This is a genomic window from Ideonella sp. (genome assembly GCF_041287625.1).
GTDB lineage: Bacteria > Pseudomonadota > Gammaproteobacteria > Burkholderiales > Burkholderiaceae_C > Ideonella.
The window spans coordinates 50,988-71,255 of the sequence record NZ_JBGGNH010000012.1; the positions used below are offsets into that span (position 1 = coordinate 50,988).

Consider the following 20,268-nt stretch of genomic DNA (forward strand, 5'->3'; position numbering starts at 1 on the left):
CGCAGCAGCGCGCGCCAGCTCAGCGGCACCAGGCCCAGCGCGCGCAACACGGTGGGCGTGAGCATTGCAGGCATGGGCGGGCTCAGCGCATGAAACCAATGCCGCGACGCTGCCGCACCTCGGGCTTCACGCGGTGTTCGCTCTCCAACTGGGCCAGGAATTCGTCTGGCGCAAACGGCGCACCGAGGATCTGCACCTGTTGCTGCACGGCGGCGAAATCGCCCGGTACCAGCTGGTCCAGTGCGGCCAGGCGCTGGCGCTGCTCGCCGGTCAGCGCCGCCGCGTCACCCGCCAGCGCTTCTGCGGCGAACATCTGCTCGCGCTGCTCGGGCCGCAGCGCCAGGAAGCGAACCTTGAAGGCAAAGCGCCGCAGCGCCGCCTCGTCCAGGTCCTCGAACAGGTTGGTGGTGCAGATGAAGATGCCGGCAAAGCGCTCCATGCCCTGCAGCATCTCGTTGACCTCGGTCACCTCGTAGTGCCGCTCGGCCAGGCGCCGGCTGCGCAGGAAGCTGTCTGCCTCGTCCAGCAGCAGCACGGCTTCTTCGGCCGCGGCTTCCGCGAACATGCGGGCCAGGTTCTGCTCGGTTTCGCCGACGTATTTGCTGACCAGGTCGCTGGCCTGGCGCTGCAGCAGCGGCTTGCCGAGCTGGTTCGCCAAGTGCTCTGCCAGCGCAGTCTTGCCGCTGCCGGGCGGGCCGAAGAAACACAGTGCACCGTGACCACGCCGGCGCAGCGCCTCGATGATCGCCGCGGGTGCGAATCGGCTTTCGAGGTTCAGCAGCCCAAGCTGGTAGTCGGTGACGATGCTGCGCGCCGGCCGACCTGCGCCGGCGTCGTGGCCCAGCGCCTTGTCCGCATGTGCCAGCTGGCGCTCGATCAGGTATTCGGTCGTCGGCTGGGCGGCCGCCATGCCTGCAGCTTGCGCACCGGCGCCGGCCAGCTGCGCAAAACGCACGGCGGTGCGCAGCTGCGCCGGGGTCAGGCCCCGCCGGCTGGCGAGCTTGGCGGTGAAGTCTGCACTCACATCCGAGCCGGCCAGCGCGCGCATCACCAGCGCCTCGCGCGCGCCCGGCGGCGGCGAGTTCAGTTCGAGGTGGTACTGGTAGCGGCGGCGGAAGGCTGGGTCGATCTGCTCGATGCGGTTGGTCACCCAGATCACCGGCACCGGGTTGCTCTCCAGTACCTGGTTGACCCAGGCCTTGCCGGAGACGCTGGCGCTCGCGGCGTCCCCCGCATCCAGCCGGGCCAGCAGCTGCGCGGTGTCGCCATGCAGCGGCGGGAACACGTCTTCCACCTCGTCGAACAGCAGTGCCACCTGGACATGGCCTTTGAGGAAGGCCTGGCTGATCTGCAGCGAGCGGTAGCGGTCCCGGCCGGAGAGGGCGTTGCCATCGCGGTCGGCATGCTCGACCTCGTACAGCGCCAGCCCGGCGGCCTGGGCGCATACCTTGGCCAGCTCGGTCTTGCCGGTGCCGGGCGGCCCGTAGAGCAGGATGTTGACGCCCACGGCATGTTGCGCCACGGCCGCCCGCAGCAGGCCGGCCAGCACCTGCACGTCATCGGCCACGAAGGAGAAGTCGCCCGGCTTCAGCTCGGTGGCACGGGCCGGGCGGGTGAAGACGGCCATCAGGTCGTCCGGCCCGCGGTATTCGCGCATCAGCACCGTGGGCAGTTGTTCGCTGACCTTCATCAGGTCGGCCAGGTCCGTCACGTTGTGCTCGGAGATCAGGTTCTCGACCATGCCGATGCGCTCCAGCCGCGAGCCGGCGCGCAGTGCCTCTGCCACCTCGCGCGCGTCCACGCCGGCCACGCGGGCCAGCGCGGCATGGGCCTCCTGCGCGCTGGAGACCTTGAATTCGAGCAGCAACCCGCGCAGCTCGCGCTGGTAGCGGGCCAGCGTGCCGTACAGCAGCAGCGCGCGCTCTGCCGGGTTCAGCTGCAGCAGCTGGCCCAAAGCCGCGATGTTCTGCTGCACCAGCGTCGAGTGTTTCTTCAGGTCGCGCGCCAGCCAGTCAGCGGTGCTGTTGAGCACCGCCATCAGGTCCTTGGGCGTGTCCTTCAGGTAATCGTCCAGGTAGAAGAACAGCGTGCCCTCTTCGTAAGGGCCGTTCCAGCTGCCGTGGCGGGCGAGGAAAGTGGCGTCGTCCAGCTTGTCGTGGCCGAGCCAGGGGCCTTGCGGCAGGCCGCGGCGCTGCAGGAAGCGGCGCAGCCGGTGCAGCACCGGCTGGGGCCAGACGAGGTGGCGGCCGGTCAGGCTCAGCAGCGCGCTCCAGTCGCGCCGCAGCGGGAAGCGGCTGACCTGCGCCAGCGTGAGCGCCAGCACGAAATGCGAGCACATGCGGTCCAGCACCGGCGCCTGGCTCAGGCCTGGCGACAGCAGCAGCTGGGATTCCGGCACACGTTCGACCATGGATTGCCTCGCAGCGGCGGGCCATGCGGCCCGGCGAGGCCGATCTTGGCGCAGCCGTGAGGGGCCGGCAAGCCCTGGGCGGCCTGGCTTCAGCTCAGCCGAAAGGCTTCAGCAGGGCATCAATGCAGCGCCATCGGTTGCTGGGCCAGGCCGGCATAGGTCGCGACAAAGGCTTCCAGCGTGTCCTCGTCAGCCTCTTCCTGCACCAGTGCCTGGGCCCGGGCGCGGAAACCGCGGGCCAGTTCACCGTCGATGAAGATGCCCTTGCGGGCGGCCTTGTCGACGATTTCGTAGCCGCTGGGGCCGCTGTCGCTCGGTTCACCCGCCGGGGCGCCGCTCGCTAGCTCGGCCGCGTCGATCTCCAGCACGGCGAAGCTGTCGGAGTTGTAAAGCATGTGCATCAAGGGCTCCTCATGAGGAAACGCCGGGCCGCCCCAAGTTTCCTCATCCCCCACGGGGGGCCTGACGCGAAGCGGCAGGTCTGGGGGCGCTGTCTCGGGTCTTGCCACTGCAGATGCCGACCCGTGAGCCGATTTCAAGGGCGGCCTGCGTGACCAGGCTGCGGTGCCGAGGCAGAAGTCTCGGCGGGTGGCGGCAGGCCGTCCTGCACTGTGAGCATCAGGCTGGCTTCGCCTGGCACCGTGGTGAAGCGCAGCTGCGCGGGCAGCATGCCGCGCTCGCGCGCCAGCCAGACCTCGATGCGCTGGTCATACGGTCGCTGCGGCTCGCGCACCAGCCGCCAGGCGGGCCAGGCATGGGCCTGGCCGGGCAGAATCAGCGGCGGGCCGGCCTGTACCTCGAACTGCCAGAATTCCAGATCACCACGCACGGTGGCCACCGGCAGCGTGACCAGCGTGCCCACGTCGACCCCGTTGCCCAGCGCCTGCACGATCATCGGCAGCTGCAGCAGCCAGCTGGCCCTGTCCTGCGTGCCCGGCACCAGGCGCTGCATGCCGCTGGGGCCGGAAAAGCTGATCAGCCGCTTCTCACGCTGGAAGTTCACCGCGTGCTGGTCCTTGCCGCGCTTGCGCTCCACCATGCGCACCGGCAGCAGGCCCTGGTCACCCAGCTCGCCGCTGCTCTGCCAGTCCTGTTCGCCGCGCCCGCCGGGCAGGTTGACCTGCCAGTGCAGCGTGTAGTGCTCGCCCTGCGCGTCCGGCTGCCACTGCAGTTCGGCCTGGCCGGGCTGGCCGTCGTTGCGCTGCGCGCTGTAGCGCAGTTGCAGGGGCTGCGGCAGCGTGAGCGTCGGCAGTTCGGGCATCAGCCCGCCGATGTCCGGCAGGCCGGGTTCCGCGCCTTCCTGCGCCACGCTGTCCGGCGAGGCCGGCTGCACCGCCGAAGCCGTGGTGCTGGCGACCGCCGGCGGCCGGGCCGTGGCCTTGGGCTGCGGTTTTGGCGGCGCGGCATGCGGCTGCACGGCCGGTGCGGCAGCGGCCGGCGGCGGCAGCGGGCGCACGGCGGCCAGCGTGACGCTGGCGCTGCGCTTCGTCGGTGCCATGGGTGGCGTCCAGCGCCAGTCGCGCCAGCTCGGCGCCAGCAACAGCAGCCCGTGCACCACCAGCACGGCGGCCACGATGCCCGGCAGCACACCGCGATGACGGGGTGCGGCGGGCGGGGGCGGAAGGGCGTTCTGCGCGGTCACAGGCGCATTGGACAATACTGTCGCGCCACTTCCGCTTTCCGATGAAACTCGCCACCTACCAAGACGGCTCGCGCGACGGGCAACTGGTCGTCGTCTCGCGCGACCTGAGCACCGCCCATTACGCCACCGGCATCGCCAGCCGGCTGCAGCAGGTGCTGGACGACTGGAACTTCCTGTCGCCGCAGCTGCAGGACCTGGCCATCACGCTGAACCACGGCAAGGCGCGCCATGCCTTCCCGTTCGAGCCGGCCAAATGCCTCTCGCCCCTGCCGCGCGCCTACCACTGGGCCAGCAGCGTGGCCTACTTGCAGCACCTGCAGTTGGGCCATGCGCAGCGCGGCGAGCCAATGCCTGAAGCCCTGCTCGGCGAGCCGCTGCTGGCACCGGCCGCCAGCGATCAATTCCTCGCGCCCTGCGCCGAGCAGCGCTTTGCCAGCGTGGCCGGCGGGCTGGACTTCGAGGCCGGCCTGGCGGTGATGACCGGCGACCTGGCCGCCGGCGCTTCCAGCGCACAAGGCCTGGACGCCGTGCGCCTGCTGCTGCTGAGCACCAGCTGGTGCCGCCGCGAGGTCAGCCCCACCAGCCCCGCCAGTGCCGGCCTGCTGCAAGGCCGGCCCATGACGGCCTTCGGCCCGGTTGCCGTCACGCCCGACGAATTGGGCGAAGCCTGGCAGGGCGGCAAGGTCTCGGCCACGCTGCAGGTCAGCTGGAATGGCCGCAAGATCGGCCAGTGCGACACCGGTAGCGACATGAGCTTCCACTTCGGCCAGCTCATCGCCCAGCTCTCGCGCCAGCGGCCGCTGGGTGCCGGTTGCCTGGTCGGCAGCGGCCCGGTCAGCAACCAGGACGCGGCCAAGGGGGTGGCCTGCCTGGCCGACAAGCGCGCGCAGGAAATGCAGGCTCACGGCGAGCCGCGCACCGCCTACGCCGAATACGGCGACACGCTGTACGTGGACCTCAAGGGCCGCGACGGCCTGAGCGTCTTCGGCGCCATCGAACACAGCGTCACCGAGGCGGAGTAAGCGCATGCCCTTGCCGATCCGCCACCTGCTGGCCTGTTGCGCACTGTTGCTCGCCGCGGGCTCCGGCTTGCCGGCGGGCGCAGCCGATCCCGTTGCCGAGCCGCCCGCCTCGGCGCCCGCGCCAGCGGCGTCCCAGCCTGTCGACCCGGCCTGCCCGCCGGCACCAGTCGAGCCCACCGCCGAGGAAGTCCGCCAAGCCATGGCCCAGGCGCGCGACCACGGCCTGCTGTGGAAGCTCAAGCGTGATGGCCGCACCTCCTGGCTCTACGGCACCGTGCACGTCGCCCAGCGCGACTGGATGTTCCCCGGCCCGGCCGTGATGGCCGCATTGCGCGGCTCACAGGAACTGGCGCTGGAGCTGGACCTGCTGGACCCGTTGATCATCGAGCGCCTGACCGCGCTGACCCGCCAGCCGGCCGATGGCCCGCCACTGCCCGCCGCGTTGGCTGAGCGCCTGGTCAAGGCCGAGCAGCAGGCTTGCCTGGGCAGCGCGCTGCAAGGCCTGCGGCCGGAGATCCGCGTGGCCACCTTGACCGCGCTGGTGCTGCGTGGCGAAGGCCTGGACCCGAGCTGGGGCGTGGACAACTTCCTCGCCGGCATGGCCCACGGCATGGGCAAGAAAGTGCACTCGCTGGAAACGCCCGAGCGCCAGATCAAGCTGCTGTTGGGCGACGACGCCGCGGCCCGCGAGGCCATCGTCGCCGAAGGCCTGGACGAACTGGCGCAAGGCCAGGCCCAGCGCACTTTGCGCCGCCTGGTCAACGCCTGGGCCGGCAGCGACTTCGACACGCTGGCCACCTACCCGCAGTGGTGCGACTGCCTCAACAGCCCCGAGCAGCGCCAGGCCATGCGCAGGCTGCTGGACGAGCGCAACGTCGCGATGGCCGCGGCCATCGCCCGGCTGCACCAGCGCGCGCGCGGCGTGTTCGTGGCGGTCGGCGGGCTGCACATGATCGGCCCGCACGGGCTGCCGGCGCTGCTGAAGGCCCGTGGTTACGAAGTCGAGCGCGTGCGCTTTGCAGCGCTCCCGGGGCCGGGCGCAGAATCGGCATCGCCGGCCCGTGTGGCCACCCCGAAATAGAAACCAGCAGGAGACAGCGCCCATGTCAGAGACCCCCTCGTTCATGAAGATGGTGCCGGGCTTCGAGTTCCTGCAAGGCATGGTCAAGAACGCCGGTGCCGCGATGCCGGCCATGGGCCAGTGGGTCGCGCCGACGCTGAACCTCGAAGAGCTGGAAAAACGCATCAACGAGCTGCGCACGGTGCAGTTCTGGCTGGAGCAGAACGCCCGCCTGCTGGGCACCACCATCCAGGCGCTGGAAGTGCAGCGCATGACGCTGTCGACGCTGAAGACCATGAACGTCTCGATGGCCGACCTGCGCGAGTCGATGATGCTCAAGCCGCAGGCTGCGGCACCCAGCCCCGCACCCTCGGCTTTCGCTTCCGCCTTTGCATCGCCACCGCCAGCCGCAGCGCCCGCGCCGGAACCCCCAGCAGCCGCGGAGACCGAAGCGCCGCCGGCCGGCGTGGTCGACCCGATGCAATGGTGGGGCGCGCTGACCAAGCAGTTCGGCGAACTTGCCGCCTCGGCGATTGCCGAGATGCCGCGCCAGGCCGCTGCAGCCTCGGCCACCGCCGAGCCTGCGCCCGCTGCTGCCACGAAGAAGACCGCTGCGCCGCGCAAGGCCCCGGCCCGCAAGGCGGCACCCCTGGCCGTAGCGGCCCCCGCCCCCAGGCCGCGCAAGCCCCGCACCGGCGCCTGAAGCGCCTCCCTCCTCCCTCGATGAAGCTGCCCCATGAATGACACCGGCTTGTCCGGCTTTCTGCAAGCCCACGCCACGCACCCGGACGCCCGCATGGCGCTGGCACTGGTCGCTGCGCAGCTCGAAGCCCAGCGCCAGCTGCGGCCCGAGTTCCGGCCCACGCTGGCGCTGATGTACCTGACCGAGGCCTACGCGCGCCAGGCCGAAGCCCTGCTGGCCGACGCGCAAGGCCGCTGGCCCGGGCTCAGCGTGGTCGGCACAGTCGGCACAGGGATCGCGGCCTGCGGTGTCGAGTACCACGACGAGCCGGCGCTGGTGATGCTGATGCTGGACCTGCCGCCGGGCAGTTTCCAGGTCTTCAACGGTCGCCGTCCACTGGACGAAACCTGGCAGACCGGCGCCTGGAGCGCGCTGGTGCATGCCGACCCGGCCACGCCGGAGCTGGCCGAACTGCTGGTCGAGCTGGCCGAACGCACCGGCGGGCGCTACCTGTTCGGCGGCCTGGCCAGCGCCCGCCAGGCCCACACGCTGCAGCTGGCCGATGGCGTGTTCCGCGGTGGCCTGTCCGGCGTGGCGTTTGGCCGCGAGGTGTCCTTGCTGTCGCGTGTGACCCAGGGCTGCGTGCCGCTGGGCCCGGTGCGCACGGTCACCCAGTCCGACCGCAACCTGGTGCTGCAACTCGACGGCCAGCCGGCCTTGCCGCTGCTGCTGGCCGACCTCGGCGTGGCACTGACGCCGCCCGAGCCGCTGATGCAGCGCCTGCGCGGCACGCTGGCCGGCCTGACGGATGCCGGCGAGCAGGCGCGTGGCCTGGGCGGCCAGTTCGGCCAGCACACCCGCGTGCGCCACCTGATCGGGCTGGACCCGGGCCGCCAGGCTGTTGCCGTGGCCGACCTGGTGCAACCCGGCCAACAGCTGGCCTTCTGCCGGCGCGACGCCGACGCCGCCCGGCGCGACCTGGTGCGCATCTGCGCCGAGCTGCGCGAGGAAGTGGAGGGCAGCGACGACCTCGAAGCCAGCGGCCTGATCGGCCCGCGCCAGCGCATGGCCGGCGCGGTCTACATCAGCTGCACCGGCCGCGGCGGCGCCTTGTTCGGCGGCCCTTCGGCCGAGCTGCAAATCGTGCGCCATGCGCTCGGCGAGGTCCCGCTGGCAGGCTTCTTCGCCGCCGGCGAGATCGCCGGCCACCACCTGTACGGCTACACCGGCGTGCTGACGGTGTTCACCACCGCGGCCTGAGCCCGGGCCGCGCGGCCGGTGATTCCCCCGATTTCAGTTGGCATTGTTTCGACCGGCCTGCCTTCGCCAGCGCAGTAAAGTCGGGCATCGCCTTTTTGCGGGGCGCCTGGGCACCAGGCTGGTGTCAACCAGCTGCTGCCGGCTTTTTGCTGCTGATGCCTCCTGACACGGGGCTGCTTTGCGATGACAGCTGTGACCGATGGGGTTCTTGGCGAAACGGTGCCTGACCGGCGTGCGCGGCAGGCCGAGGTGCTCGCCGCGCTGCAGCCGCTGCTGCCTGCCCATGCGCTGCTGTGGCAGGCCGAGGAAACCGTGCCCTATGAGTGCGACGCGCTGACGGCTTACCGCGAGCGGCCGCTGTTGGTGGCGCTGCCGGAGACCGAGGCGCAGGTGGCGGCGGTACTCAAGGCCTGCCATGGCTTGAACGTGCCAGTGGTGGCGCGCGGTGCGGGCACCGGGTTGTCCGGCGGGGCGATGCCGAACGCGATGGGCGTGACGCTGGGGCTGGCCCGCTTCAACCGCATCGTGCAGATCGACAAGTACAGCCGCACGGCGGTCGTGCAATGCGGCGTGCGCAACCTGGCCATCAGCGAGGCGGCCGCGCCGCACGGGCTGTATTACGCGCCCGATCCTTCGAGCCAGATCGCCTGCACCATTGGCGGCAACATTGCCGAGAACTCGGGCGGCGTGCATTGCCTGAAGTACGGGCTGACGCTGCACAACGTGATGAAGCTGCGCGGGTTCACCGCTGAGGGCGAACCGGTGGAATTTGGCGGCGACGCGCTGGACGCGCCGGGGCTGGACCTGCTCAGCGTGGTCGTGGGCAGCGAGGGCATGCTGGCGGTCATCACCGAGGTGACGGTGAAGCTCACACCCAAGCCGCAGCTGGCGCGCTGCATCATGGCCAGCTTTTCCGACGTGCGCCATGCCGGCGATGCGGTGGCCGCCATCATCGCCGCCGGCATCATCCCGGCCGGCCTGGAGATGATGGACAAGCCGATGACCGCCGCGGTGGAAGACTTCGTGCACGCCGGCTACGACCTGGAGGCCGCGGCCATCCTGCTGTGCGAGAGCGACGGCACGCCCGACGAGGTCGAGGAAGAAATCGGCCGCATGAAGGCGGTGCTGGCCGGCGCGGGCGCGACCGGGCTGGCCGTCAGCGAAAACGAGGCGCAGCGGCTGAAGTTCTGGAGCGGTCGCAAGAACGCCTTTCCGGCCTCGGGCCGCATCAGCCCGGACTACATGTGCATGGACTCGACCATCCCGCGCAAGCGCCTGGCCGACATGCTGCTGGCGATTGCCGAGATGGAGAAGAAGTACCGTTTGCGCTGCTGCAACGTCTTCCATGCCGGCGACGGCAACCTGCACCCGCTGATCCTGTTCGACGCCAACGACCCGGACCAGCTGCACCGCTGCGAGCAGTTTGGTGCCGACATCCTGGAGACCAGCGTGGCGATGGGCGGCACGGTGAGCGGCGAGCACGGCGTGGGCGTCGAGAAGCTGAACTCGATGTGCGTGCAGTTCAGCCCCGAGGAGCGCGAGCAGATGCTGCGGCTCAAAGCGGCCTTCGACCCGGCTGGCGTGCTGAACCCCGGCAAGGTCATTCCTTCACTGCATCGTTGCGCCGAATATGGCCGCATGCATGTGCGCAAGGGCTTGCTGGCCTTTCCGGAACTGGAGCGCTTTTGATGAGCGAGCCCTCATCGACAGAGATGAACGAAGCCACCGGTCCGGCCCCGGACGCCGTGCCGCGCGACCTGCCGCCCGCCGTCGAGGCCCGTGCCGAGGTGGCGCTGGGCGCGTCGATTTCTGCCGAGGCCGGTGCCGCCAGCGTGCCGGCCATCGAGCCCGCGCTGCGCCACCTCATCGAGGCGGTGCGCGAAGCCGCGGGGCACGGCCGGGCGCTGTGCCTGCGCGGCAGCGGCAGCAAGGACTTCCTCGGCGGCCCGCTGCTGGGCGAGCCGCTGGACCTGCGGCCGCTGCGTGGCATCACGTCTTACGAGCCGACCGAGCTGGTGGTGACGGCACGTGCCGGCACGCCGCTGGACGAGCTGGAAGCGGTGCTGGCCGAACACGGACAGTGCCTGCCGTTCGAGCCGCCGCGGCTGGGGCGCGATGGCGCGGGCCTGTCGCTGGGCGGCACGGTGGGCGGCATGGTCGCCTCGGGCCTGGCTGGCCCGGCGCGCGCGGCGGCGGGCTCGGTGCGCGACCACGTGCTGGGCGCCTGCCTGCTGAATGGCCGCGGCGAGTTGCTGCGCTTTGGCGGCACGGTGATGAAAAACGTCGCCGGCTATGACGTGTCGCGCCTGCTGGCCGGCTCGATGGGCGTGCTGGGCGTGATTTGCGAGGTTTCGCTGAAGGTGCTGCCGCAGCCGCCGGCCACGCTGACGCTGCGCTTCGACATGGACCAGGCCAACGCGCTGCGCCACCTCAACGAATGGGCCGGCCAGCCGCTGCCGCTGCAGGCCAGCGCCTGGTGGGACGGCATCCTGGTGCTGCGCCTGGCGGGCGCCGAAGCTGCAGTGGCCTCGGCCGCGCAACGGCTCGGCGGCGAGGTCATTCCGCCAGCGCTGGCCGCGGGTTTCTGGGACGGGCTGCGGGACCAGCGCGACGAATTTTTCCTGCATGCCGAGTCGGTGCTGGCGGCGGGTGACAGCGAGTCCACTGGCTTCTCGCTGTGGCAGCTCTCGGTCGCCCCGACCGCGCCGCGCCTGGAAGTGGCCGGCGAGACGCTGCTGGAGTGGGGTGGCGGCCGGCGCTGGCTGCTGAGCCGCGAGCCGGCCCAGCGGGTGCGTGAAGCGGCACTGGCCGCGCGCGGCCATGCCACGCTGTACCGCCGCGGCACTGGCGTCGAGGTGCCGGACGGCGCGGTCTTCGCACCGCTGTCGGCCCCGCTGCTGCGGCTGCACCAGCAGCTCAAGGCGGCCTTCGACCCGCAGCGCATCTTCAACCGCGAACGCCTGCATCCGCAACTCTGAACGATCGATGCAAACCCACCTCGCTCCCGAATTCGCCGGCACGCCAGACGGCGAGGCCGCCGAGGCCATCCTGCGCAGCTGCGTGCACTGCGGCTTCTGCACCGCCACCTGCCCGACCTACCAACTGCTGGGCGACGAACTGGACGGGCCGCGTGGCCGCATCTACCTGATGAAACAGGTACTTGAAGGTGCGCCTGTCACCGAGGCCACGCAAACCCACCTGGACCGCTGCCTGACCTGCCGCAACTGCGAGACCACCTGCCCGAGCGGCGTGCAATACGGCAACCTGGTGGACATCGGCCGGCGCATCGTCGAGCAGAAGGTCGAGCGGCCGGCGGGCCAGCGTGCGCTGCGCTGGCTGCTCAAGGAAGGGCTGACCTCGCCGGCCTTCGGCCCGGCGCTGGCCGTGGGCCGGCTGGTGCGCCCGCTGCTGCCAGCCGCGCTGAAGGCCAAGGTGCCGCCGCGCGCCGGCCCCGAGGCGCACCGCTGGCCCACCCGCCAGCATCCGCGCAAGGTGCTGATGCTGATGGGTTGCGTGCAGCCCGCGCTGATGCCCAACATCAACTCTGCCACCGCCCGCGTGCTGGACGCTGCCGGCATCCAGACCGTGGTGGCCGACGAGGCTGGCTGCTGCGGCGCGATCCGCACGCATCTGAACGACCACGAGGGCGGGCTGAACGACATGCGCCGCAACATCGACGCCTGGTGGCCGCTGGTCGAAGGCCTGGGTGGGAACAGCAAGGTCGAAGCCATCGTGATGAACGCCAGCGGCTGCGGCGTCACCGTCAAGCAATACGGCCACGCGCTGGCCGGCGACGCGGACTATGCCGACAAGGCTGCGCGCATCGGTGCGCTGACGCGCGACCTCAGCGAGTTGCTGCCCGACTTGGTGCCGAGGCTGCAGCCGCTGCTGCAAGGCCGGCTCACGCGCGAGCAGCAGGCAGCCGGCAAGCCGGTGCCGCTGGCCTACCACCCGCCCTGCACGCTGCAGCACGGCCAGCAGTTGCGCGGCGGCGTGGAGACCCACCTGGGCGCGCTGGGTTTCGACGTGCGCAGCGCGCCGGTCGACAGCCACCTGTGCTGCGGCTCGGCCGGCACCTACGCCATCCTGCAGCCCGAGCTGTCTGGCCAGCTGCGCGAGCGCAAGCTCAAGGCGCTGGCCGGCGCCCCGGGCGACACCATCGTCTCGGGCAACATCGGCTGCATCCAGCACCTGGGCGCGACCAGTTCGCGGCCGGTGCGGCACTGGGTGGAAGTGCTGGACGACGCGTTGAGCGCTGCCGCTGGTGGCTGAAGGTGCAGGCCAACAGGTGCGCGCTGGCCTGCATGCGGGCGCGATGCGGCCGGCGCTCGGTCGGTGGTGCTGAGGCGCCGGCCAATGAAGCGCCCGATTAAGCTGACTTATTCACACTTCCGCCCCCTGTTGGTGCGGCCCTGGCTGGCATAAAGTCGGGCGCGCAGCATTGCGGAGGGCGTGCAGGTGAGGCAGCAGCAGGATCGGCCATGCCAGCGCCGGGCAGGGTGGCACCAGAGTGTGGGCTTTTGGCTTGGCGGGATGGCGTTGGCCTTCGCGGGCAGCGCCTGGGCCGCTGGCCCGGCCGCGAGCGAACCTGGCCCCGCTGCGTCCGCCGCCGTCGCGCCTGCCGTGGCCGCGGTGCCGGGAGCCGGCCGTCCGGCCAGGCCGGACTGCAACCGCAGCTACAGCCTGGCGCTGCACGAACACGGCCTGCTGTATTCGGCCCAGACCGGCCAGGGCATCGACCAGGACATGGCGACAGAGCTGGCGCGCCGCAGTGGCTGCCGCATCAGCGTCTCGGTGATGCCGCGGGCCCGCATCTGGCAGCTGATCGAGGCCGGTTCGCTGGACTTCAGCCTCTCGGGCATCACCAATGAAGCCCGCGACAAATACGCCGCCTTCGCCTGGTATTTCGCCAACCCGTACCACCTGCTGGTGCGCAAGGACGCGCATGTGCGCAGCATTGCCGAGTTCGAGCGCAACGATCGGCTGCGGCTGGGCGCCATCCGCAGCTTCCGCTACAGCCCGCAGGCCAACGAGCTGATGGACGGGCTGGCTGCTGACGGCCGCGTCAGCTACGCGACCGGGCTGGACCCGCTGTACGAGATCCTACTGGCCAACCGGGTGCAGGCACTGATCATCGAGCCCTTCGACTTCCCGATGGTCGAGGGCGGCCGGCTGCGTGAAGAGACCAGCCTGCTGTCGTTTGGCGACCCGCCGGTGCCGCACGGGCTGATCATGTCGCGCCGCGCGCTGTCGGCTGGCGAACAGGCGGCCTGGCGCGCGCTGGTCGACGAGATGCGGGCCGACGGCACGGTGCAGCGCATCTTCGAGAAGTACTTCAAGCACGAACTGGCCCGCAGCCTGACCCAGTTCTGAGCTGCACCCACGATGCCGCAGTCCCTGTTGTCCCGCTGGTTCCGACGCGCCAGCCATTGGCTGGGCCAGCGGCCACGCGGCGACACCGCGCAGGCCTGGTGGCTGCGCGCCGGCTGGCTGCCGCTGTTCGTCGGGGCGCTGTCGCTGGCGGTCACAGGCTGGCTGTGGCGGCATGAATACCAGGTCCGGCGCGAGCTGCTGCAGTCGGCTTTCCATGCCTCGCTGCGCCAGCTCAGCGGCCGCATCGACCAGCGCCTGGCCAGCTACGAGCAGATGCTGCGTGGCGCGCAAGGCCTGCTGGCCGCGAAGGGTCCGCTGAGCCCGCCCGAGTTCGAGCGCTACATGGACTCGCTGCTGGCCGGCAGCAACCACACCGGCCTGCGCGCGCTGGCCTACCACCCGGCGCCCGGCGTGCCGGCCGAACTCGCCGGCACGCGCCTGTCGGCCCCCGGCCAGCCCGGCGACCCCGGCCACTTCGCCGGCAACCCCTGGCTGGACCCGCAGCTGCGCCCGGCCATGCTGCAGGCGCGTGACGCCGGCCAGGTGGCGCTGAGCGGCCGCGTGGCGCTGGTGCCGCGCGCCGGCCAGCCGGCTGGCAGCGGCTTCCTGATGTTCCTGCCGGTGTACCGCGGCGAATCCGGTGCCGCGCTGGCCGGCGGACTGGCCACGCCCGGGCTGGACCTGGCGCCTGCGGCCCGGCAGGCGCGGCTGGTCGGCTGGGCCTGGGCCACGTTTTCGGTCGAGGACATGATGTCCAGCCTGTACGGCGAGCGTGTGCCCGGGCTGGGTTTGAGCCTCTACGAAGGCGTCACGCCCGAGCCCGCTGCGCTGATGTACCAGGCCAGCGGCAGCCAGCCCGACGATGGTGGCGACGCCGTGGCGGTCGGGGCGCCACTGGATGACGAGCGCAGCGCGCCGATGGAAGCCCAGGAATACCTCGCGCTGGCCGGCCGCAGCTGGACCCTGGTGGTGCGCAGCGAGCCCGAGTTCGAGCGCCGCATGGGCGGCGGCGCCGCCCGCACCATTGCCGCTGCCGGCCTGGTCCTGAGCCTGTTGCTGGCGGTGCTCACCTCGCAGTTGCAGCGTGGCCGTGCACAGGCGCTGCGGCTGGCGCGTTTTGCCACCGGCGAGCTGCGCGAGAGCGAGGCGCGCTACCGCCGCATCGTCGAGACCACCAGCGAAGGCATCTGGATGCTGGACGCCGAAGGCCGCACCAGCTTTGCCAACCCGCGCCTGGCCTTGATGCTGGGCTGGCCGCTGCGCGCGTTGCAAGGCCAGCCGCTGGGCGACTTCCTTGCCGCCGACAGCCCACCGCTGCCACAGCTGCCGTGGCTGCGCGAGGGGCCGCCGGCCCACGGCGCGGAGCCTGTCGGCACGCCGGTCGCCTTGCCCACGCTGCAGTGCGAGCTCTGCCTGCGCCGGGCCGACGGCCAGCTGCTCTGGGCCGAACTGTCGTTCACCTGCATTCCGGCCGCGGCCGGCCAGCCGCCCGGTGCGCTGGCCATGGTCAGCGACATCACTTCTCGCAAGCAGGCCGAGCGTGAGCAGGCCAGGCTGGAGGCGCAGCTGCGCGAGTCGCAAAAGCTCGAAGCCATCGGCACGCTGGCCGGCGGCATTGCGCATGACTTCAACAACATCCTGGCCGCCATCCTCGGCAATGTCGCGCTGGCCCGCCAGCAGCTCGCGGCCGGGCAGGGCGAGCGCAGTGCCCACGAATGCCTGGGCCGCATCGAGGAGTCCGGCAGCCGCGCGCGCAGCCTGGTGCAGCAGATCCTGGCCTTCAGCCGCCAGCAGGCCCCCGCGCTGCTGAGCCAGCCGCTGCAGCCGCTGGTCGAGGAAACCGCCCGGCTGCTGCGCGCGACGCTGCCGGCCGGCGTGCAGCTGGAGCTGGCGCTCAGCGGCACCCCGCTGCCGGTTCGTGCCGACGCGACGCAGATCCAGCAGGTGCTGATGAACCTCTGCACCAACGCCTGGCACGCGATGAATGGCCGCGGCAACGGGCGCAGCAGCGGCCGCATCGAGATCGGCCTGGCCGCCCAGTCCCTTGGCGCGCCGCTGCCCGAGCGCCTGGCCGGCCTGGTGCCCGGCGACTACGCCAGGCTCTGGGTGAGCGACGACGGCTGCGGCATGTCGGCCGACACGCTGGCCCGCCTGTTCGAGCCCTTCTTCACCACCAAGGGCGTGGGCCACGGCACCGGCCTGGGCCTGGCGGTCGTGCACGGCATCGTCGCCACCCACCGCGGCAGCATCACGGTGGACAGCAGCCCCGGCGCCGGCAGCTGCTTCACGCTCTACCTGCCGCTGGCCGCCGACGGCCACGCGCCACCGCCCAGCGCGCCGGTTCCTGCGCCCGCCAGCGCGGCGGGCCAGGGCGAACACGTGCTGGTGGTCGACGACGACCCCGCCATCGGCCTGATCGTCGAACGCCTGCTGCAAACCGCCGGCTACCGCGTCACGCTGTTCGAACAGTCGCCCGCCGCACTCACCGAACTGCAGCACAACGCCGCTGCCTACGACCTGCTGCTCAGCGACTTCAACATGCCCGAGCTCTCAGGCCTGGAACTCGCGCAGGCCAGCGCCGAACTGCGCCCCGAGCTGCCGGTGGTGATCAGCTCAGGCTACCTGTCCGACGAAGTGCGTCAGGCGGCCAGGGAGGCTGGCGTGAAGGCGCTGCTGCAGAAGGAATTCAGCGTGGAGCAGCTGCCGGCGCTGGTGAGGCGGGTGCTGGACGAGCGGCCCTGAGCCCGCTGCGGCAGGTTCAGCGCCGGACCTTGCAGTCCTCGGTCAGCACCGTCAGTTCGACAAAGCGCGGACCCGCGCGCTCCTGCGGCGAGAAGCCCACGCGCACGCCGCCCAGGTCCACATCGCGGAAGCTGTCCAGCGCCGCGGCCAGCTTGGCCGACGTGGGATTGGGGCCGGCCTTCTTGAGGCCTTCGACCAGCAGCTTGGCATTCAGGAAGCCTTCCATGGCGGCGAAATTGACCGGTGGCGGCGATTCCATGCCCTTGCGAGATGCCTGGAACTCGTTGACCACCGCCACGCCGATGTTGGTCGGGTGCGGCACCACCTGCGAGATCGCCACGCCGCGGCACTCGCCGGCCAGCTCGGTGAAGAACTCCTGGCCGTTGACGTTGGACACGGCAATGAACTGCGGATGCGACCCCCTGGCCCGCATGGCGCGGATGAACAGCGCGCAGCCCTTGGGTGTGCAGGCCATCAGCACGGCCTGCGGCTCGGCCGCGGCAATCTTCGCGACCGCTGGCGCCACCTGCATGTCCTGCCGGTTGAAGCTTGCCGAAGCGACCTCGGTGATCTTCTGCGACTTGATCGCCGTCTCGAAGTGGTCGCGAACCTCCTTGCCAAAGGCATCTTCCTGGAAGAACACCGCCACCCGGCTGATGCCCATGGTGCCGATCTGCTGGACGATCTTGGCCGCCTCGTCGGCGTAGCTGGCGCGCAGGTTGTAGACGTAGTCATTGCCCGACTTGCGCAATGCTGCCGCGCCGGTGATCGGTGCCACCAGCGGAATCTTGCGTTCCTGCACCATCGGGAGCACCGCCTGCACCGTGGGCGTGGAGCGGTAGCTGAACAGCGCGATGACGTTCTTGTCGTCGATCAGCGTCTTGGTGTTCTCCACCGCAAGCTTCGGGTCGCGCTTGTCATCCAGCGAAATCAGGTGGATCTTGCTGCCGTTGACCCCGCCGCGCGCGTTGACGGCCCGGAAATACGCTTCCGCGCCTTCCACGTTGTCCTTCGCGGAAGCCTCCCCCGAAAGTTCGGCCGACTGGCCGATCAGGATGTCACTGGCGTGGGCGAGCTGTGCACTCGACAGCAGGCTTGCGGCACAGAGCAACAGCCCTGCGTGCAGCAGCCCGGACAGGCGGCGGGAAAATGGCATTCGGCGCTTTCGATGAAATCAACCCCAGATCCGGCCGGCATTGTGGCCGCGACGCGTCGCCGTTGCTGGCTGCGCTGTTGCTGCGACGGCACATTCGGCGTAGTCACCGCCAACATTCGCTGCGAGAAATGAATACGTCCGGGGGGTCGGGTCGGCCATTCACATCAGGAGCTGTTTTGAGACAAGTCAGCATTGGCGGCACAAACAAGCCTGGACTGCTGGCCCGGTTGGAGGCGGCGGGCGTGGCGCTCAACGAAGCAGGGCAGTTGCTTTTTGCGGACCCGCGTTTCACGACCAGGCCGAAGGCTTTGTCGGGCAGCCGGTCACGCAACATCGCGCGCCGCCTGGCTCCCTCACGGTGGCGTCGCTGCCAATTGCTGAAGATGACGACACGCCCAGGGGCTTTTATCTTCGGCGGATCGACGGCGTGCTTTGGTTGAGGCGCTACCGATCCGGCGCGGACCACCTCTGGAGCCAGGAAGACCGTTTCATCTTTTGCCGGGCGTCTGACTGAAGCTGTGACGCACCCGGCGCACCCGGCGCACCCAGCGCCTTTGCATCTCCACCCCCGGCGTTTCTTCGCCGGGCTGGTGACAGCATGCGCGACGGTGCTAGGCCCCGTCTGCATCTACGCCGTGATTGCCTTCGCCACCATGGTGGCCGGCAGCCGCGGCCCTGTGGTGCCGGCGCTGCTCGGGCTGGCGGCGCTGGTCGTCTGGGGCCTGGTGCTGCGAGCCAGCATGAAGGCGCTGCTATGGAAAGGTCCGGCCTTGGTGCTGGATGCCAAAGGTGTGACCGATCTGTGGCGCAAGCGACCAACCGTGCTGTGGTCTGCCATCGCCGATGCGAGGGTGGTGGACAACGAGGGTGATGAGCTGGTGCTGCGCTTGCGTGAAGACGCCGCGGGCCAGCCGGCAAAGATTTTCATCGACTTGGCCAGGTTGCGCCACGACCGAAAGACAGTGGAGCGAACTGTCGATGCGCATCTTTCTCATGCAAACCAGCCCCGCATGCCAACGCGCGGCGCATGATGCCTCGTGGCTACGTTGGAGAAGGTGATGCGCACGACCCTGGCAATCGATGACGACGTGCTGGCCGCAGCGAGGCAGCTTGCCAATCGAGAGCAGCGGACCCTCGGCGAGGTCATTTCGTCCCTTGCTCGTCGTGGGTTGCCTGACGATGTCTGGTGCGAGCGGAATGGCATCCTGCTGCTGCCGGTCCGCAGGAGCGCCCAAGCCGCGACGCTCAAGTTGGTGAATCAACTCAGGGACGGGCAGGCTTGACGCCCCGCTGGGCGGTCAATCGTCCAGCGCCAATCCCATACACACCGACTCCGCCCGCCCGACATACCGCCCCCATGGCGCGCATTCCGTGAAGCCTTGCGCGGCGTAGAACCGCCGCGCCCGTGTGTTCGCACGGCGGGTTGCGAGGCGCAGTTCGCGGTAGCCACGGGTCCAGGCTTCGTGGGTCAGCCAGGCGAGGACGGCTTGGCCGATGCCTTGGCCGCGTTCGCGGGCGTACATGCGCTTGATTTCGGCACAGCGGGGAGTGGCGCCTTCGCCATCGGTGGCCGGTAGCGCCAGCGGGCGGAAAGCGCCGCAGCCGATGGGTTCACCGTTGCCGGTCCGGGCGAGTGCAAAAGTGCTGCCTTGTGGTGACCAGTTGGCCAGGCCGCTGCGGCCATCGCTGCCGTAGTTTTGCAGCAGCTCGGCAGAGAGGGCGTCCAGCAGCGCTTGTGCCTCGGGCGCATCCGGTGTGCCGGGGCGGACCTGCAGGCCGCCGGTGCCCAGGCGCTTGAACATCACGCGGGTCGCCCCCGCGCCGCCTGCTGTCGTCAAGGCGTAGTCGGGGATGAAGCCGCTGCGCTGGTAGCCGCGCTGCCAGTACAGGCCTTCGGCGGGGCTGGCGCGCCAGGTGTCCAGCACGATCAGGCGCCGGCCGCGGCGCGCGACTTCGGCTTCGGCGGCGTCCATCAGCCGGCTGGCAATGCCGGCGCGGCGCGCCTCCGGGTGCACCATCAGCTTGACCAGGTCCACCCGGTGCGCGCCGTTCTCAGGCTGTTGCCAGACGACCTGCACGCTGCCGACCACGCGGCCCTGCTGCAGCGCCCACCAGCCGCTGCGCTCGCCCCGCGCCGCTGCCTCGCTGCAGTTGCGCCAGAAGGCGAGCGCGGTCGCTTCGCTTGGCGTGTCGACCCAGCCGATGCTGGCGCCGGCGGCCACGCTGGCTTGCAGTAGCGCGGCCAGCTGGCCCAGTGCGCCGTCTGACAGCTCGGCCGGCCAGCCTTCGATGCGGGTGTCTTCAGCTGCTGACATGGCAAATCGCGATCAGGTAGTGGGCCGGCTCGCTGCCGGTGGACTGGAAGCGGGAGCTGCCCCACAGGCGGTAGCGCAGGCTGTCGCCGGGTCGCAGCGGGTGGGCTTCGTCCTGCAGCGTCAGCGTCAAGGCGCCGGACTGCAGCCACAGGTGGTGCTCCAGCCCCTGCACGCTGGGCTGCTCGTACAGCACGCTGGCGCCGAGTGGCAACTCGCCCTCGATCAGCTCGCCGACAAAACCCGCACCGGGCGGCGAGACCATGCGGCGCCGGAAACCGGTTTCCGGGTCCACCCACAAGGCCTGCTCGCTGCGCGGCAGTGCCCGCACCGGCGCGTTTTCCAGCTCGGCCAGCAGGCGCGACATCGGCAGCCCGTAAGCGGCGCACAGCCGGTTCAGCAGGCTGGCGCTGGGGCTCGTCTCGCCACGCTCCAGGCGCGACAGCGTGGCGCGGCTGATGCCGGTGCGCTGGGCCAGGTCGTCCAGCGACCATTGCTGGCGCTGGCGCAGGCTGGCCAGCCGTTCGGACAGGCGCTGGTCCAGCGTGTCGTCGGTCGTGGCATCGGACAAGTTCTCAGAATTGATCGCCATTTCCCGATTGTGGAACA

General features: G+C 70.5%; 17 protein-coding genes. 11 read left to right on the forward strand and 6 right to left on the reverse strand.

Annotated elements, in window-relative coordinates; all coding sequences use genetic code 11:
- Nucleotides 1-82: 82 nt before the first annotated feature.
- The 3 genes from ACAH41_RS03185 to ACAH41_RS03195 all read right to left on the reverse strand — a co-directional run bounded on the left by ACAH41_RS03185 (nucleotide 83) and on the right by ACAH41_RS03195 (nucleotide 3,998).
- Complete coding sequence (locus ACAH41_RS03185) at nucleotides 83-2,410, reverse strand: AAA family ATPase (RefSeq protein WP_325648036.1); 2,328 nt, start codon at nucleotides 2,408-2,410, stop codon at nucleotides 83-85.
- Between the two features lie 119 nt (nucleotides 2,411-2,529).
- Nucleotides 2,530-2,811, reverse strand: coding sequence for a DUF3567 family protein (locus tag ACAH41_RS03190; RefSeq protein WP_325648037.1), 282 nt, complete (start codon nucleotides 2,809-2,811; stop codon nucleotides 2,530-2,532).
- Nucleotides 2,812-2,945: 134 nt separating this feature from the next.
- Entirely contained in the window at nucleotides 2,946-3,998 is a 1,053-nt protein-coding gene (locus tag ACAH41_RS03195; RefSeq protein WP_370538170.1) for a DUF3108 domain-containing protein, read from the reverse strand.
- A gap of 95 nt (nucleotides 3,999-4,093) precedes the next feature.
- Here ACAH41_RS03195 and ACAH41_RS03200 point away from each other — a divergent pair, with 95 nt between their 5' ends.
- From ACAH41_RS03200 to ACAH41_RS03240, 9 genes are all read left to right on the forward strand, one after another.
- The gene (locus tag ACAH41_RS03200) at nucleotides 4,094-5,074 is read left to right on the forward strand and encodes a fumarylacetoacetate hydrolase family protein (protein WP_325648039.1); all 981 of its coding nucleotides are present in this window, start codon (nucleotides 4,094-4,096) and stop codon (nucleotides 5,072-5,074) included.
- A 4-nt stretch (nucleotides 5,075-5,078) separates the two neighbouring features.
- Nucleotides 5,079-6,155 (forward strand): TraB/GumN family protein, encoded by a 1,077-nt coding sequence (locus tag ACAH41_RS03205; protein ID WP_325648040.1) that lies wholly within the window; start codon nucleotides 5,079-5,081, stop codon nucleotides 6,153-6,155.
- A gap of 22 nt (nucleotides 6,156-6,177) precedes the next feature.
- Nucleotides 6,178-6,837 carry a PhaM family polyhydroxyalkanoate granule multifunctional regulatory protein gene (locus ACAH41_RS03210; protein WP_325648041.1) on the forward strand — a complete coding sequence of 220 codons (660 nt, stop codon included), beginning with the start codon at nucleotides 6,178-6,180 and terminating at the stop codon, nucleotides 6,835-6,837.
- 33 nt (nucleotides 6,838-6,870) lie between these two features.
- Nucleotides 6,871-8,076 carry an FIST N-terminal domain-containing protein gene (locus ACAH41_RS03215; RefSeq protein WP_325648042.1) on the forward strand — a complete coding sequence of 402 codons (1,206 nt, stop codon included), beginning with the start codon at nucleotides 6,871-6,873 and terminating at the stop codon, nucleotides 8,074-8,076.
- 183 nt (nucleotides 8,077-8,259) lie between these two features.
- Entirely contained in the window at nucleotides 8,260-9,765 is a 1,506-nt protein-coding gene (locus ACAH41_RS03220; RefSeq protein WP_325648043.1) for an FAD-linked oxidase C-terminal domain-containing protein, read from the forward strand.
- Complete coding sequence (glcE, locus tag ACAH41_RS03225; protein WP_325648044.1) at nucleotides 9,765-11,054, forward strand: glycolate oxidase subunit GlcE; 1,290 nt, start codon at nucleotides 9,765-9,767, stop codon at nucleotides 11,052-11,054. Before ACAH41_RS03220 ends, glcE begins: the two co-directional genes overlap by 1 nt.
- A 7-nt stretch (nucleotides 11,055-11,061) precedes the next feature.
- Nucleotides 11,062-12,348, forward strand: a complete 1,287-nt coding sequence (glcF, locus tag ACAH41_RS03230) for a glycolate oxidase subunit GlcF (protein ID WP_325648045.1) — start codon at nucleotides 11,062-11,064, stop codon at nucleotides 12,346-12,348.
- Nucleotides 12,349-12,609: 261 nt separating this feature from the next.
- Nucleotides 12,610-13,449 carry a transporter substrate-binding domain-containing protein gene (locus ACAH41_RS03235; protein WP_325648046.1) on the forward strand — a complete coding sequence of 280 codons (840 nt, stop codon included), beginning with the start codon at nucleotides 12,610-12,612 and terminating at the stop codon, nucleotides 13,447-13,449.
- Between the two features lie 12 nt (nucleotides 13,450-13,461).
- Nucleotides 13,462-16,191 (forward strand): ATP-binding protein, encoded by a 2,730-nt coding sequence (locus tag ACAH41_RS03240; RefSeq protein WP_325648047.1) that lies wholly within the window; start codon nucleotides 13,462-13,464, stop codon nucleotides 16,189-16,191.
- Nucleotides 16,192-16,207: 16 nt separating this feature from the next.
- On the opposite strand, the gene ACAH41_RS03245 is transcribed toward ACAH41_RS03240, so the two are convergent.
- A complete protein-coding gene (locus tag ACAH41_RS03245) occupies nucleotides 16,208-17,347 on the reverse strand; it encodes an ABC transporter substrate-binding protein (protein WP_325648048.1) in 1,140 nt (379 codons plus the stop codon).
- Nucleotides 17,348-17,982: 635 nt separating this feature from the next.
- Here ACAH41_RS03245 and ACAH41_RS03250 point away from each other — a divergent pair.
- Entirely contained in the window at nucleotides 17,983-18,378 is a 396-nt protein-coding gene (locus ACAH41_RS03250) for a hypothetical protein (protein ID WP_325648049.1), read from the forward strand.
- A 27-nt stretch (nucleotides 18,379-18,405) separates the two neighbouring features.
- Nucleotides 18,406-18,630, forward strand: a complete 225-nt coding sequence (locus ACAH41_RS03255; protein WP_325648050.1) for a CopG family transcriptional regulator — start codon at nucleotides 18,406-18,408, stop codon at nucleotides 18,628-18,630.
- 15 nt (nucleotides 18,631-18,645) lie between these two features.
- On the opposite strand, the gene ACAH41_RS03260 is transcribed toward ACAH41_RS03255, so the two are convergent.
- Nucleotides 18,646-19,662 (reverse strand): GNAT family N-acetyltransferase, encoded by a 1,017-nt coding sequence (locus ACAH41_RS03260; RefSeq protein WP_325648051.1) that lies wholly within the window; start codon nucleotides 19,660-19,662, stop codon nucleotides 18,646-18,648.
- Nucleotides 19,649-20,251 carry an XRE family transcriptional regulator gene (locus ACAH41_RS03265; protein WP_325648052.1) on the reverse strand — a complete coding sequence of 201 codons (603 nt, stop codon included), beginning with the start codon at nucleotides 20,249-20,251 and terminating at the stop codon, nucleotides 19,649-19,651. Before ACAH41_RS03265 ends, ACAH41_RS03260 begins: the two co-directional genes overlap by 14 nt.
- Between the last annotated feature and the right edge of the window lie 17 nt (nucleotides 20,252-20,268).

Bases quoted from the DNA above. Each gene is read 5' to 3' on its own strand.
- ACAH41_RS03265 (WP_325648052.1), bottom strand. From the start codon at position 20,251: ATGGCGATCAATTCTGAGAACTTGTCCGATGCCACGACCGACGACACG.
- ACAH41_RS03255 (WP_325648050.1), top strand. From the start codon at position 18,406: ATGCGCACGACCCTGGCAATCGATGACGACGTGCTGGCCGCAGCGAGG.
- ACAH41_RS03185 (WP_325648036.1), bottom strand. From the start codon at position 2,410: ATGGTCGAACGTGTGCCGGAATCCCAGCTGCTGCTGTCGCCAGGCCTG.
- ACAH41_RS03210 (WP_325648041.1), top strand. From the start codon at position 6,178: ATGTCAGAGACCCCCTCGTTCATGAAGATGGTGCCGGGCTTCGAGTTC.
- ACAH41_RS03205 (WP_325648040.1), top strand. From the start codon at position 5,079: ATGCCCTTGCCGATCCGCCACCTGCTGGCCTGTTGCGCACTGTTGCTC.
- ACAH41_RS03240 (WP_325648047.1), top strand. From the start codon at position 13,462: ATGCCGCAGTCCCTGTTGTCCCGCTGGTTCCGACGCGCCAGCCATTGG.
- ACAH41_RS03200 (WP_325648039.1), top strand. From the start codon at position 4,094: ATGAAACTCGCCACCTACCAAGACGGCTCGCGCGACGGGCAACTGGTC.
- ACAH41_RS03245 (WP_325648048.1), bottom strand. From the start codon at position 17,347: ATGCCATTTTCCCGCCGCCTGTCCGGGCTGCTGCACGCAGGGCTGTTG.
- ACAH41_RS03190 (WP_325648037.1), bottom strand. From the start codon at position 2,811: ATGCACATGCTTTACAACTCCGACAGCTTCGCCGTGCTGGAGATCGAC.
- glcF (WP_325648045.1), top strand. From the start codon at position 11,062: ATGCAAACCCACCTCGCTCCCGAATTCGCCGGCACGCCAGACGGCGAG.
- ACAH41_RS03215 (WP_325648042.1), top strand. From the start codon at position 6,871: ATGAATGACACCGGCTTGTCCGGCTTTCTGCAAGCCCACGCCACGCAC.
- ACAH41_RS03260 (WP_325648051.1), bottom strand. From the start codon at position 19,662: ATGTCAGCAGCTGAAGACACCCGCATCGAAGGCTGGCCGGCCGAGCTG.
- glcE (WP_325648044.1), top strand. From the start codon at position 9,765: ATGAGCGAGCCCTCATCGACAGAGATGAACGAAGCCACCGGTCCGGCC.
- ACAH41_RS03220 (WP_325648043.1), top strand. From the start codon at position 8,260: ATGACAGCTGTGACCGATGGGGTTCTTGGCGAAACGGTGCCTGACCGG.
- ACAH41_RS03235 (WP_325648046.1), top strand. From the start codon at position 12,610: ATGGCGTTGGCCTTCGCGGGCAGCGCCTGGGCCGCTGGCCCGGCCGCG.